The following is a 14,099-nucleotide window of genomic DNA, read 5'->3' on the forward strand; positions in this document are numbered from 1 at the left end:
GAGTCGTCTTTTTTGAAAATTTCGTATGAAATGAGAGATGACATTGTTTACAACCTATCATGAAGCTATTGATTGGATTCACAGCAGACTGGCCTTTGGCGTAAAACCGGGTCTTGAACGAATGAAATGGCTGATGAACAGACTAGGAAATCCGGAACAAAGTATAAAAACAGTACATGTTGCAGGTACAAATGGTAAAGGATCAACCATTGCGTTTACGCGTTCTGTGTTGCAGGCAGCCGGCTATTCGGTCGGAACTTTCACCTCTCCGTTTATACTAACGTTCAATGAAAGAATCAGCGTGAATGGAGTGCCTATAGAAGATGAAGAATGGTTGAGTTTGGTGAATCAAATCAAGCCTTTTGTTGATGAATTAGATCAAACAGAGCTTGGCGCAGCGACAGAATTTGAAATCATTACAGCATGTGCATTTGCTTATTTTGCTCATGTGCACCAAGTAGACTTTGTCCTCTTGGAAACAGGGCTTGGCGGAAGGCTTGATTCTACAAATATTGCTGTGCCTATTTTAACAGCGATTACGTCAATTGGTCATGATCATATGGCCATTTTAGGTGACACACTTGAACAGATTGCAGCTGAAAAAGCGGGCATTATTAAAGAGGGTATTCAAATGATCACGGCAGTTCATCAGCCTGAAGCTCTTGCTGTCATTCATAACACAGCAAAAGAAAAGAATGCCGAATGTATTTCCTTACACGATACTTGTAGCTTTGATGAGCAGCAGCCAACAGAAACAGGTGAACGTTTCACGTTACGCACATCAAAAAAGCAGTATCCGCAGCTTGAAACAGGATTAATCGGAACGCATCAAAGGCAAAATGCTTCCCTTGCTGTTTTACTCATTGAATGGCTGGAGCAAGAAGGCTATATTAGCGTGACAGAAGAGCAAATATATGAGGGCATTCGGCAGGCAGTTTGGGCTGGGAGATTTGAAAAAGTCAAAGATCATCCTCCAGTGTATTTAGACGGCGCTCATAATGAAGAAGGGATCGACCGTTTAATTGAAACTGTACAAGCTCATTTTTCTAGTAAACAGGTGCATATATGTTTTAGTGCTTTAAAAGATAAGCCGTACAAGCAAATGATTCAAAAGCTTGAAGCTGTCAGTTCTTCCATCCATTTTGTTTCATTTGATTTTCCAAGAGCCGAATCAGCTGAAAAGCTTTATGTATGCAGTCAGTTAGACGCAAAGTCTTATGATGATGACCCTCGTACAGTGCTTGAGTTCATTCAGAAAAAAAGTGATGATCCTTCAGCGGTGATCATTGTGACAGGCTCTCTTTATTTTATTTCAGATATACGAAATCGTATGATCGGGTAACACAAAAACGCAAATGGCTTTAATGCCATTTGTGTTTTTTTCTTTTGATATACAGATGGAAAGTAAAATCATATTTTCGCTATATGCTCAATGAATACGATCGTGATAAAATCCGGTCTATCTTATTCTCGGAAGGGGTCACGATATATGATAGGCATTTTTGTGTTTCTTGCAGGCATCACCATGGGGTCGTTCTTTCATCTAGTTGGTGAAAGGCTGCCGCTTAAGCGATCTATTCTTCTTCCTCGTTCTCACTGCACAGTGTGTAAACAGCCGCTTTCCCTGCACGAGATGATCCCGCTCGTTTCGTATGCGTTATTGAGGGGAACTTGTAAGCATTGTGGCACTCGGCTGTCTTTGCTATATCCACTGGTTGAACTGCTGTCAGGCAGTCTTTTTTTGCTCATGTATAGAATCGCTGGTATTTCGTTTGAAGGTCTTTTTCTTGTGATTCTTTGTAGTTTATTTGTGATTGCTGTCGTGAGTGATCTCCTTTATATGAGGGTGCCAAACGAGCTGTTTCTCTTCTTTTTCCCTCTTTTCGTCATATACCGCACGCTTGAACCACTTTTTATTTGGTGGGAAGGAGCGGCTTCGCTTCTTTTTTGCTTTCTCATGTTTTATTGTTTAGAACGTTTCAAGCCAAATAGCATGGGCGGAGCTGATATGAAGCTGTTCGGTGTGCTTGCGTTTTGCTTTGGCTTCAAGCCATTCCTTCTCATTCTTTTCCTCTCATGTATCGCTGGAATTGCCTATGCGAAGGTTTTTTCATTTCAATTAGATGAACCATTTCCCTTTGTTCCTGCGATCTCTTTTTCTTTTTGGCTGTATCTCTATGGAGCTCATGTCATGCTCCCGTTCGCAGGGTCGACCGGTTGAAAAAATTGGCGAACACTTTTTTTCCCTGCCGACAAAAGTCTTGTTCTTTTTTTTTTTCGCTATGTTAAAGTGTGAAACAGAAAGAAGGACGGGTACATTCGCGCTGATTCATTGGACAAAAAGGTCTTTCTTACAAACAATGTCAGAAAGCGGGGAATGACAGTGAAAAAAAGGCAGGCAAAAAAACAAGGCTTAAAAGTCAATATTAATGGCAAAGAAGAAATGCTTCATGAAGATGACCACCAGCCGCCAAAACAGCAAGAGGATGATCAAGTGACGTTTTCGAATTGGGAGGAAAAAAGGCAGTCAGAACAGGAGACAGCCGCATCTGAGGAAGAACCGGCTAAACCGAAAGAAGAAGACTTCCAGTGGGATGACGCAGCTGATCATATTTATCATTCTGATCCAAAGGTCGTCACACCTTATCAAAAGAAAAAAGGCTCCTTTGATCAGAAGTTCGGTAAAAACCGCGGCCCGTTTAAGAGAGTGATGACAACGATTGTGTTTGCAGTGGTTCTAGGGACAGGCCTTGGTGTGTTTGCACTTAGCTTAAGTCAAGATGGTACTCAGAATCCATCAGGGGGAGATATCAGCGTTTCAGCGTCCGGAAATCAATCATCAATGAAAGCGGGCGGGGATGCGCCGCCAGCAGATACTGCTGATGAATCAAAAGAGAATAAAGATGAAAAAAGCGCCTCTGGCCATTTTTCAACCTATGTCGTACAGGCTGGAAAGTTTTCCTCTGAAAAAGGAGCAGATGAATTAGTTGGCAGTTTAAAAGAAGCAGGGTATGCGGGGAAAAAGATCTCAATGGATGATGGCTATTATGTCATTGCTGGGCTTGCGACAGAACAGGGCATGACAAGTGCTGTTGGGAAGAAGTTGATTGATCAGCACTTTGAGGCATGGGGAGGCAAGGAGCTCTCATTTCAAGTACCGGATGAGCTGACTAGTTTAATAGAAAAGGCATCTGTATTATCCTCTAAGGTCATTGCAGGAGATGATGTGGATCAAAAGGACGTTACGCAGCTGATCTCTGAGCTTGAAAGTGCCAAAACAACGGACGCACCAGCTAAAAGCAGTTTGCTGAAAGCGGTGCAGCTGTTAAATGAACCTACTGCTGAAAACGGGTGGAAATCTCAGCAGGCACTGCTTGATCAATTAAATACGTAAAATCATATTTTAAGAAACCAAACTAGTCAAAAAATGACTAGTTTTTTTCTTTTTCATCCAACATAATGATGAAGGAACATGAAAAATGAATTTTCGTAAATTGTCGGTAAGATGTACATTTGATAGGATGAATGGGTATCTTACTTCTTAGGCTAAACCCTGAAAGGATGAACAAACATGAACCGATTGATTCTCGCATCTCAATCCCCTAGAAGAAAAGAATTGCTTGATCTAGCAGGGTTTTCTTATGACATTCAAGCAAGTCAATTAAAAGAAGAAATAAATCGAAACTTTTCTCCTGCAGAGAACGTCCAATGGTTGGCAGAACAAAAAGCAAGTGATATTCAAAGATTATATCCCGAAGCTGTGATTATTGGTGCAGATACGATTGTTGCAATTGACGGCAAATGTCTTGGGAAACCAAAAGACAAGGAAGAAGCGGCCTCAATGCTTCAATTATTGTCAGGAAAGACACATCAAGTCTTGACGGGTGTCACGATTCAGTCAGAGAATAGAAAAGAAACATTTTATGAACAGACAGAAGTGACGTTTTGGACACTTACGCAAAATGAAATAGACCGCTATATCGAAACGGGAGAACCGCTTGATAAAGCGGGAAGCTATGGTATTCAAGGGAAAGGCGCACTGTTTGTTCAAAAAATAGACGGTGATTATTTTTCCGTTGTAGGTCTCCCTATTGCCAAAACAGTTAGAGTGCTCGAAACATTTGGAATCACCCCTTTTTGATGACAGGAAGGAATCTAAAAGGAGTGGGCATCATGAACGATTTCCCTATGTTGCTAAAGCATTTTCCTCAAGATGAAAAGCCGAGAGAACGATTGATCAAATATGGTCCCGGCAGTCTGTCAAACCATGAACTTGTTGCGATTCTTTTAAGGACAGGCACAAAAAAGGAATCAGTTCTTCAAATTTCCGCAAGACTTCTGCAAACATTTGGCGGTCTTCGCACTATAAGAGAAGCCTCAATTGAAGAAATGTCGAAGATTCGAGGAGTTGGAAAGGCGAAGGCGGTCTCTCTTTTAGCTGCTTTAGAACTCGGCACTAGATTACACCATCAAACGACGGACAACCGCTATGTGATCCGCACACCAGAGGATGGGGCAAACTTTGTGATGGAAGATATGAGGTTTTTACAACAGGAAAATTTCGTTTGTCTTTATCTCAACACAAAAAATCAAGTTCTTCATAAACATACCGTGTTTATTGGAAGTCTGAACTCATCCATCGTTCACCCGCGTGAAATTTTCAAAGAGGCCTTTAAACGGTCCGCTGCTTCATTTATTTGTGTGCACAACCATCCATCTGGAGATCCGACGCCCAGCAGGGAAGATATTGAAGTCACACAGAGACTATTTGAATGTGGAAAGCTGATTGGAATACAGCTGCTTGATCATCTTGTCATAGGTGATCAAAAATTTGTGAGTTTGAAGGAAAAAGGGTATTTGTAACACTTTTTTTTTCAATGTTTTACGATATAATAGAGTTTATGAGTTTTTCCCTAAGGGAATTTTGGTTTAAGAAAGGAAGATACATACATATGTTTGGAATTGGTACAAAAGACCTTGGAATAGATCTTGGAACAGCGAATACGCTTGTTTTTATTAAAGGAAAAGGCATTGTTGTGAGAGAACCTTCGGTCGTAGCTTTGGAAACTGATACGAAGTCTATAGTGGCGGTTGGAAATGATGCTAGAAATATGATTGGCCGTACACCTGGTAATGTAGTGGCACTACGCCCAATGAAAGACGGAGTCATTGCAGATTACGAGACGACAGCAACAATGATGAAATATTACATTAATCAAGCATTAAAAGGCAAAGGGCTTTTTGCTCGTAAACCTTACGTCATGGTATGTGTGCCATCTGGCATTACAGCTGTAGAAGAGCGTGCAGTTATTGATGCAACAAGACAAGCTGGTGCACGTGACGCATACCCGATTGAAGAACCATTTGCTGCGGCAATCGGTGCTAACCTGCCTGTATGGGAGCCAACAGGAAGTATGGTTGTGGATATTGGCGGCGGTACAACAGAAGTAGCGATTATTTCTCTTGGCGGCATTGTGACATCACAATCAATCCGTGTTGCAGGTGATGAAATGGATGATGCGATCAGCAGCTACATCCGTAAAACGTATAACCTGATGATCGGTGATCGTACGTCAGAAGCGATTAAAATGGAAATCGGTTCTGCGCAGCCTGATGTACATGATGAGATGGACATTCGCGGACGTGACCTTTTAACTGGTCTGCCAAAAACAATCTCTATTACGGCAGAAGAGATTGCAAAAGCGCTTCGCGATACGGTGGAAACAATTGTCGATGCAGTAAAAATGACTCTTGAAAAAACCCCGCCTGAGCTGGCAGCAGATATTATGGACCGCGGAATTGTTTTAACAGGAGGCGGTGCATTACTACGTAATCTTGACAAAGTCATTAGCGATGAAACGAAAATGCCAGTCATTATTGCTGAAGATCCGCTTGACTGTGTGGCGATCGGAACAGGGAAAGCACTAGAACATATTCATTTGTTCAAAGGAAAATCAAAAGATAATCGATAATCGGGCGTAATTAAAGAGGTGTAAGACATGCCGCAGTTTTTTATGAATAAAAGATTAATGTTGCTCCTTGTCTGTGTCATCGTACTGGTGGCCATGATTGGTTTTTCAGTGAAAAGCGGCAGAGGTGCTTCATGGCCGGAAAAATTAGTGGGGGATACGACAGGCTTTTTTCAAGGTGTCTTTCATAAACCATCACAATTTATTGCCGGTATTTATGGGAACGTACAAGATTTAAAGAACACATATAATGAAAACGAGCGTCTTCGAAAAAAACTTGATGGACAAACCCAATATGAGGCGAAACTTCAAGAACTAGAAGATGAGAACAAAAAGCTTCGCAAACAGCTTGGCTATGTGAACTCTGTTCGTGATTACACGCCAATTCTATCAACTGTTATCGCAAGAAACCCATCTCTTTGGGATAGCTTTGTGATGATTGATAAAGGGAAAAAACAAGGCGTTGACAAAGATATGGCGGTCACAAATGAGAGTGGCGCATTAATTGGGAAGATTGAAAGTGATAAGCTCAACAATTTTACTTCAACTGTAAGGTTGCTAAGCTCTACTGACCAAAATAATAGAATTTCAACGAAAATTTTTGCGAAAAAGGGCAAAGAAGAACTCAATGGAATCATTAACGGTTATGACAGCAAGAAAAAAATGCTGACTATGAATATTCTAAAATCCGATGCAGATGGGGATGTCAAAAAAGGAGATCTTGTTGAAACATCTGGAGCAGGGGGCGTATTCCCGCAAGGCTTGACGATTGGTAAGGTGAGTGAAATCGAGCCAGACCATTACGGCCTGACAAAGATCATTTACGTAGAACCAGCGGCTGAACTCAACAATTTAGACCGTGTGATTGTGGTGAATCGCAGCACAAGTACAGCAGATGCATCTGAATTGACGAAGGAGGAAGGCTCGTGAAACGTGTCCTTCTTGCTTTCGTCATGTTGTTTATCTTCGTATTTGACAGCATTTTTGTCGATTTAGTGAAGCTCCCATTTGTTTCAGAGAATCAAATTTTAGCTCCTCATTTCATTTTACTTGCACTTGTATTTATGACTGCTTTTGTGAATCAAAAATATGGTGTGATTTACGGATTTATCTTTGGACTTTTATATGATATTTCATATACAGGCATACTTGGTGTTCATATGTTTGGCTTTGGGGCGCTTTGCTATTTGCTAGCAAAAGCCTTTAAAGTTCTGCAAACGAATATGTTAGTCGTCGTCTTTCTGTCGATTATTGCTGTTTCCGTCATGGAGTTTTATGTATACGGCGTTCAAGCGACAATTCAACCAGGGATTATGCCGTTTAATACGTATGTCATCGAACGCTTTATTCCTACGATTCTTTTAAATACTGCTGCGTCTCTCATACTTGTTGTGCCGCTTAGGCTCTTTTTCATCAATGTGAAACAAGGACTGATCGACGAATAAAAGCAGGAGTTTGTCCAATTAAGGCGAAATGAGTATGTTGTTGAGGTGAGCATCTTGAAAACTCAAAAACAGCAATATGTGACGATAAAAGGTACAAAAAACGGATTAACATTACAGTTAAATGATGACTGTTCGTTTGATGATCTTCTTTCTGGCTTGCGAGAGGTTCTTTTACTTGAGCAATATACAGATGGAAGAGAAGGACATAAGGTCAATGTGCATATTAAGCTTGGTTTTCGTTATTTAACGGAGGATCAGGAGACGCGTTTGACTGAAGCGGTGTCTGAAAATGAACATCTCGTGATCCACTCCATCGAAAGTGATGTCATGTCAACTGAAGAGGCGAGACGATTAAAAGCAGAGGCTGAAATTACTTCTGTAGCAAAAATTGTACGCTCTGGACAGGTGCTATATGTCGAAGGAGATCTTTTATTAATAGGAGATGTCAATCCTGGCGGAACGATTCGCGCAGGAGGAAATATTTTTGTGCTTGGCGCATTAAAAGGTGTGGCGCATGCTGGATGTAATGGCAACAAGCAGGCTGTTATTGCGGCATCACATATGATTCCAACACAGCTTCGCATCGCACAAGTTTTTAACCGTGCACCAGACCAAAAAGAAGATGGAAATGAAATGGAATGTGCTTATTTAGATATAGATGGCAATATGATCATTGAACGCCTGCAGCAATTGGCTCATATAAGACCTAATCTGACAAGGCTTGAGGGAGGAATGTGAAATTGGGCGAGGCTATTGTGATTACCTCAGGAAAAGGCGGCGTTGGCAAAACAACAACATCTGCAAACTTAGGCACAGCACTAGCAATTCAAGGGAAAAAAGTGTGTCTAGTTGATACGGACATCGGCCTTCGGAATCTGGATGTCGTGATGGGGCTTGAAAACCGCATTATTTATGATCTAGTTGATGTAGTAGAAGGAAGATGCAAAATTCACCAAGCGCTTGTAAAGGATAAGCGTTTCGAGGATCTTTTGTATCTTTTACCTGCTGCTCAAACAAGTGATAAAACGGCTGTGGAGCCGGAACAGATCAAGGAATTAATTCAATCATTGAAACAAGACTTTGATTATGTTGTCATTGACTGCCCTGCTGGAATTGAGCAAGGCTTTAAAAATGCTGTATCCGGTGCAGACAAGGCCATTGTCGTGACGACACCTGAAATCTCAGCTGTGAGAGATGCGGACCGAATCATCGGTTTGTTAGAACAAGAAGATATCGAACCGCCTCGTTTGATTGTCAACCGTATTCGTACACACATGGCGAAAAATGGCGATTCAATGGATGTAGATGAAGTGGTACATCACTTGTCGATTGATCTACTTGGCATCGTAGCAGATGATGATGATGTGATTAAGGCTTCAAACAATGGTGAACCGATTGTTATGGATGCTAAAAACAAAGTATCGATTGCCTATCGCAATATTGCCCGTCGCGTACTAGGCGAATCTGTTCCGCTTCAATCCTTTGAAGAAGAAAACAAGGGAATGTTTGCAAAGCTGAAAGCATTTTTTGGTGTAAGAGCATAATCGTGATAGAAAACCTTTACAGTCTAGTAAGGACGAGCACTGGAGCGCAGACCTGACAACGAATGCGAGGGTTTGTCTACACGCTGAGACCGATTCGATTTAGAATCGGTCTTTTTTTTGCATATCAGATGAGGTTGTCACATAAAATGTACAAACTGTTTGTATGTAAAGGGTGATCTCATGAAAAGAGTGGACGAGTACCGAAAGAAAATCGCGCAGCGCCGCAAAACGATGCAGCCTGCTGCTCCTCCTAAGAAGACGGCTTTCAAGAAAAAAGAGGATATTCCGCCATGGGTTATGCTGACAGAGGAAGAAAAGCATTCTGGCTCGACCTCCTATGAACCGGCGTCTCATCAGCCAAAGAAATATCGTCATCCCTTATTTAACCCGAATACTTTTGTACTTAAATGCTTATTATCAGCGTCCCTTGTGTTGATTGCTGCCATTTCGTTTAAAGGTCAGGCAGGTCCGTTTCAGCAGCTGAAGCCGGTGATTACTCAGACCTTTGAGCAAGATTTTCAATTTGCTGCTGCCAACCGCTGGATTGAAAAAACAGTCGGACATCCGCTGGCATTTTTAACAGAGAAAAAAGAGGGCCAAAAGGACGTACAAGCGAATCAAGAACTAGCTGTGCCTGCCTCTGGTAAAGTGCAGGAATCCTTTACGCAAAATGGAGCAGGGGTCAAAGTTGAAACATCCGCTGAAGCCATTGATAGTATGAAGGAAGGCTATGTGGTCGAGGTGAAAAAGAAAAGCGATACAGGGCTTACCGTGGTGGTGCAGCATGCAGATAACAGCTATAGCTGGTACGGTCAATTAAAGAAAGCCGATGTGGCCTTATACGATTTTGTTGATAAAGGTGAAAAAATTGGCCAGATTTCGCTTGATGATCAAGGGAAGGGCACGTATTACTTTGCCATTAAACAAAATGAACAATTTATCGATCCTATTCAGGTGATGACCTTTGAATAGATGGCTGCTCATGCTGACGAAAATTCACATCCATCCGCTGCTGTGGATTGTGATGGCGTTTGCGATTCTGTCAGGTCAAATTAAGCCGCTGCTTTGCCTGCTTGTGATCGTCTGTGTCCATGAACTTGGACATGCAGCGGCTGCCTGCTATTATCATTGGCGCATTCGGCGGATTTTTTTACTGCCATTTGGCGGAACGGTGGAAGTAGAGGAACATGGAAACCGTCCACTAAAAGAGGAGCTGGCGGTCATTTTGTGCGGGCCGCTTCAGCATGTACCGCTCCAGCTCATGGCGTGGCTGTTCATGGAGGCTTCTCTTATTTCGCATGACGTCTTTACGATGTTTACCTTTTATAATATGGCGATTTTTCTTGTCAATCTTTTGCCCATTTGGCCGCTTGATGGCGGAAAATTATTCTTTTTGCTCTTATCTATTTTTTACCCTTTCCAACGTGCACATGCTCTAGCCATAAAAGGCTCACTTGTCTTTTTCGGTCTATTGACAGCAGGATTACTTTTGTTTGCACCGCTGCAATTCAATGGCTGGGTGCTGCTCACTTTTTTAGCTTATTCACTCGTGATGGAGCACAGGCAGCGGCATTACGTCAGGGTTCGTTTTTTACTAGAACGGTATTACGGTAAAAAAGAGCAAAAGGTAGAAAAACTGATTCCGCTGAGAGCAAGTGCAGAGGAAAAAGTTTACGAAGTGATGGCACGATTTCAAAGGGGCTGCAAGCATCCGATTATTATTGAAAGAGATGGCGTGAAGATGAGTCAGCTTGATGAAAATGAACTGCTCCATGCGTATTTTTCAGATCGCAGAACGACCTCCTCAATGGAAGAGCTTCTTTTACCGTACTAATGGTGAAAATACATTGACATTCTGCGTCTAGTTTGATATATTTTTTAATGTTATGGATATGTAGCACCCGTGCTACAACCGCGCGGAGCAGGTGTAAAGAGCCTATGGCCCCCTGTATTCGGCGAGTCTGAGTTTATTAGGAGGTGCAGAGATGTACGCAATTATTGAAACTGGTGGTAAACAAGTAAAAGTTGAAGAAGGTCAAACTGTTTATGTTGAAAAACTAGCTGCTGAAGCAGGTGAAACAGTAACTTTCGAAAACGTATTGTTTGTCGGCGGAGACACTGTCAAAGTGGGTAACCCTTCAGTTGCTGGAGCAACAGTAACGGCTAAAGTTGAAAAACAAGGTCGCGGTAAGAAAATTACTGTGTTCAAGTACAAACCGAAGAAAAACAACCACAAGAAACAAGGTCATCGTCAACCTTACACTAAAGTTGTTATCGAAAAAATCAACGCTTAAGGCGTGTGAGTGATATGATCAAAGCAACCATTACTCGGTCATCAGCAGATGAAAGCATTACGTCTTTTCAGATGACTGGACATGCCGAGTTTGCTGAAAAAGGTCAGGATCTCGTTTGTGCAGGTGTATCTGCTGTTGTTTTCGGCTCAGTCAATTCAATTATTGCACTGACAGGATTGGACCCACTGCTTGATATTGGTGAAGAAGGCGGCTACTTCTCTTTTGAACTGCCGGCTGATACAGATCCAGTATCCTTTGAAAAAGCCCAGCTGCTTTTAGAAGGCATGGTCGTTTCCTTAGAGACAATTGAACGAGATTATCACGATTATGTGAGAATATCAACAAAAAAATAGGAGGTGAACTTCATGCTTAGATTAGATCTTCAATTTTTCGCATCTAAAAAAGGGGTAGGTTCTACAAAGAACGGACGTGACTCTGAGTCTAAACGTTTAGGCGCTAAACGTGCTGATGGTCAATTCGTAACTGGTGGTTCTATCCTTTATCGTCAACGTGGAACGAAAATCTATCCAGGTGAAAACGTTGGACGCGGAGGCGACGACACTCTTTTCGCTAAAATCGACGGAACGGTTAAATTCGAACGTTTCGGTCGTGACCGTAAAAAAGTGAGCGTATATCCTGCGGCACAATAATTGCTAAAAACTCCGGTCATTGACTGGAGTTTTTTTCACTTTTACAAGCAGTACCGAAGATGATAAAAGAAGATGCACTCCATAAATATCAAAGAACGTTTGCTGACTTTGCCTCATTTTCTCCTATACGATCAGAAAAAACAACCTTTCCTCACATAACTAGTGTTTTTCTATGCTGTCTTCTCTGTTATAATTCAGGGAGACATATTGATGATAAGACTCCTAAAAGAGAGACCAAACGATTGGGAGTGCGATAATGGAAGAGATACCAAGTAAAGAAAATGAAAAATTAACTCACGTTGCATTAACAAATGAATTGATCTATCTGCTCAGTCGTTCAAGACACGACTGGATGAATAAATTACAGCTGATCAAAGGCAACTTGACATTAGAAAAATATGACCGCGTGTTTGAAATTATAGAAGAAATGGTCATTGAAGCACAGCATGAATCCAAACTCTCAAATTTAAAAATTCCCCAATTGGCCTATTACTTTCTAACATTTAATTGGGAGTCGCATTTTATCACCTTAGAATATGAAGTGCTTGGTGAAACCCGAGACTTATCAGCATATGAATCACAGCTGCTATCGGTATCACAGGAGTTGTTTTCGATATTCGATCAATCAGTTTGCCAAAAAACTGAAAATCATTTAACGGTCACGTTCCAAACAGATCATGAAGAAAATGATGTGATCTTATATTTTGATTTCAAAGGAAAATTAACAAGTTTGGATGCGTTAAATGCGTTTCATGACGCAAACTATCCATGTATGAGTATAACGCAATTTCATGTGACGCCTCATGAGTCCATGATTGAGCTTTGTTTGAGGCAAGAACGAGATATGTGATGCAGAGAAACGGAGGAAGTTATGTTTGTAGATCAGGTTAAAGTGTATGTTAAAGGCGGTGACGGCGGAAACGGTATGGTGGCGTTCCGTCGTGAAAAATATGTACCAAAGGGCGGCCCAGCGGGCGGCGACGGCGGAAATGGTGCAGATGTTGTATTTGAAGTAGACGAAGGACTTAGAACGTTAATGGACTTTCGTTATAAGCGCCATTTCAAGGCTGACCGCGGCGAGCATGGAATGAGTAAAAACCAGCATGGCCGAAATGCGGAAGAAATGATTGTCAAAGTTCCGCCGGGTACGGTTGTGACAGATGCAGAGACGGAACAAGTACTAGCTGACTTGACAGAGCATGGGCAGCGGGCTGTGATTGCCAAAGGCGGACGTGGCGGACGTGGAAATTCACGCTTCGCAACACCAGCAAACCCTGCACCACAGCTGTCTGAAAACGGTGAGCCAGGTAAAGAACGTGACGTCATCTTAGAATTAAAAGTACTTGCAGATGTCGGACTTGTTGGTTTCCCAAGTGTCGGGAAGTCAACGCTGCTCTCGATTGTTTCTTCTGCGAAACCAAAAATTGCGGATTATCATTTTACAACGCTTGTACCGAACCTCGGGGTTGTTGAAACAGACGATAACCGAAGCTTTGTTATGGCGGATCTGCCAGGACTGATCGAAGGAGCGCACGAAGGCGTTGGCTTAGGTCATCAATTTTTACGTCATATTGAGCGTACACGTGTCATTGTCCATGTCATTGATATGTCTGGACTTGAAGGGCGTGACCCATACGAAGACTACGTGACGATTAATGAAGAGCTTGAGCAGTACAATATGAGATTGACTGAGCGTCCGCAAATCATTGTTGCGAACAAAATGGACATGCCAGATGCAGCTGACAATCTAGCGGCATTTAAAGAAAAATTAACGGATGACTATAAAGTGTTCCCGATTAGTGCGATCACAAGAGAAGGGCTTCGTGAGCTCTTATTTGAAATCGCCAATCAGCTTGAAACAACACCGGAATTCCCGCTCTATAATGAAGAGGAGCTGTCGGATAACCGCGTGATGTACAGATTTGATGAGGGCGATGCACCATTTGAGATCTCTAGAGATCCTGATGGCACATTTGTCTTAACGGGTAAAGCACTTGAGCGTCTCTTTAAGATGACAGACTTCTCAAGAGATGAATCCGTTAAACGATTCTCTAGACAGCTGCGCGGTATGGGTGTCGATGATGCCTTGCGTGAGCGCGGTGCAAAAGATGGCGACATCATTCGTCTGCTTGAATTTGAATTCGAATTTATTGATTGATCAACAGGAGGGTCCAGACCATGGGCTCTCCCGTTTTTA

Annotated in this window: 17 protein-coding genes and 1 other annotated feature; all 17 genes read left to right on the forward strand. The window is 42.1% G+C overall.

The window, feature by feature from the left end:
* Positions 1-37: 37 nt before the first annotated feature.
* Positions 38-1,342, forward strand: a complete 1,305-nt coding sequence (locus AC3WTB_RS16395; RefSeq protein ID WP_492333973.1) for a bifunctional folylpolyglutamate synthase/dihydrofolate synthase — start codon at positions 38-40, stop codon at positions 1,340-1,342.
* A 147-nt stretch (positions 1,343-1,489) separates the two neighbouring features.
* The gene (locus AC3WTB_RS16400; RefSeq protein WP_492333974.1) at positions 1,490-2,221 is read left to right on the forward strand and encodes a prepilin peptidase; all 732 of its coding nucleotides are present in this window, start codon (positions 1,490-1,492) and stop codon (positions 2,219-2,221) included.
* A gap of 156 nt (positions 2,222-2,377) precedes the next feature.
* Positions 2,378-3,394, forward strand: coding sequence for an SPOR domain-containing protein (locus tag AC3WTB_RS16405; RefSeq protein WP_039183241.1), 1,017 nt, complete (start codon positions 2,378-2,380; stop codon positions 3,392-3,394).
* A 177-nt stretch (positions 3,395-3,571) separates the two neighbouring features.
* Entirely contained in the window at positions 3,572-4,141 is a 570-nt protein-coding gene (locus AC3WTB_RS16410) for a Maf family protein (RefSeq protein WP_047203336.1), read from the forward strand.
* Between the two features lie 47 nt (positions 4,142-4,188).
* Positions 4,189-4,863 carry a RadC family protein gene (gene radC / locus AC3WTB_RS16415; RefSeq protein ID WP_029706175.1) on the forward strand — a complete coding sequence of 225 codons (675 nt, stop codon included), beginning with the start codon at positions 4,189-4,191 and terminating at the stop codon, positions 4,861-4,863.
* 89 nt (positions 4,864-4,952) lie between these two features.
* Positions 4,953-5,972, forward strand: a complete 1,020-nt coding sequence (locus tag AC3WTB_RS16420) for a rod shape-determining protein (protein ID WP_007501538.1) — start codon at positions 4,953-4,955, stop codon at positions 5,970-5,972.
* A gap of 27 nt (positions 5,973-5,999) precedes the next feature.
* Positions 6,000-6,899 (forward strand): rod shape-determining protein MreC, encoded by a 900-nt coding sequence (gene mreC / locus AC3WTB_RS16425; protein WP_492333975.1) that lies wholly within the window; start codon positions 6,000-6,002, stop codon positions 6,897-6,899.
* Positions 6,896-7,414, forward strand: a complete 519-nt coding sequence (gene mreD / locus AC3WTB_RS16430) for a rod shape-determining protein MreD (RefSeq protein WP_039180381.1) — start codon at positions 6,896-6,898, stop codon at positions 7,412-7,414. The genes mreC and mreD overlap by 4 nt, the downstream gene beginning before the upstream one ends.
* A gap of 54 nt (positions 7,415-7,468) precedes the next feature.
* Entirely contained in the window at positions 7,469-8,152 is a 684-nt protein-coding gene (gene minC, locus AC3WTB_RS16435; RefSeq protein ID WP_039180377.1) for a septum site-determining protein MinC, read from the forward strand.
* Positions 8,153-8,154: 2 nt separating this feature from the next.
* A complete protein-coding gene (minD, locus tag AC3WTB_RS16440; RefSeq protein WP_017358134.1) occupies positions 8,155-8,958 on the forward strand; it encodes a septum site-determining protein MinD in 804 nt (267 codons plus the stop codon).
* Between the two features lie 180 nt (positions 8,959-9,138).
* The gene (locus AC3WTB_RS16445) at positions 9,139-9,930 is read left to right on the forward strand and encodes a M23 family metallopeptidase (protein WP_039180373.1); all 792 of its coding nucleotides are present in this window, start codon (positions 9,139-9,141) and stop codon (positions 9,928-9,930) included.
* On the forward strand, positions 9,923-10,792 hold the full coding sequence (locus AC3WTB_RS16450; protein ID WP_047203338.1) for a M50 family metallopeptidase: 870 nt from the start codon (positions 9,923-9,925) through the stop codon (positions 10,790-10,792). Before AC3WTB_RS16445 ends, AC3WTB_RS16450 begins: the two co-directional genes overlap by 8 nt.
* 66 nt (positions 10,793-10,858) lie before the next feature.
* Positions 10,859-10,931: a sequence feature (ribosomal protein L21 leader region), on the forward strand.
* A 12-nt stretch (positions 10,932-10,943) separates the two neighbouring features.
* Positions 10,944-11,252, forward strand: a complete 309-nt coding sequence (gene rplU, locus AC3WTB_RS16455; protein WP_003216781.1) for a 50S ribosomal protein L21 — start codon at positions 10,944-10,946, stop codon at positions 11,250-11,252.
* A 14-nt stretch (positions 11,253-11,266) separates the two neighbouring features.
* Positions 11,267-11,605 carry a ribosomal-processing cysteine protease Prp gene (locus AC3WTB_RS16460; protein ID WP_034279847.1) on the forward strand — a complete coding sequence of 113 codons (339 nt, stop codon included), beginning with the start codon at positions 11,267-11,269 and terminating at the stop codon, positions 11,603-11,605.
* Positions 11,606-11,617: 12 nt separating this feature from the next.
* A complete protein-coding gene (rpmA, locus tag AC3WTB_RS16465; RefSeq protein ID WP_003216586.1) occupies positions 11,618-11,902 on the forward strand; it encodes a 50S ribosomal protein L27 in 285 nt (94 codons plus the stop codon).
* 256 nt (positions 11,903-12,158) lie between these two features.
* Positions 12,159-12,752 (forward strand): sporulation initiation phosphotransferase B, encoded by a 594-nt coding sequence (locus AC3WTB_RS16470; RefSeq protein ID WP_073979799.1) that lies wholly within the window; start codon positions 12,159-12,161, stop codon positions 12,750-12,752.
* Positions 12,753-12,773: 21 nt separating this feature from the next.
* Positions 12,774-14,060, forward strand: a complete 1,287-nt coding sequence (gene obgE / locus AC3WTB_RS16475) for a GTPase ObgE (RefSeq protein WP_039180364.1) — start codon at positions 12,774-12,776, stop codon at positions 14,058-14,060.
* Positions 14,061-14,099: the final 39 nt, after the last annotated feature.

The organism is Bacillus sp. EB106-04-04-XG123 (assembly GCF_058791855.1).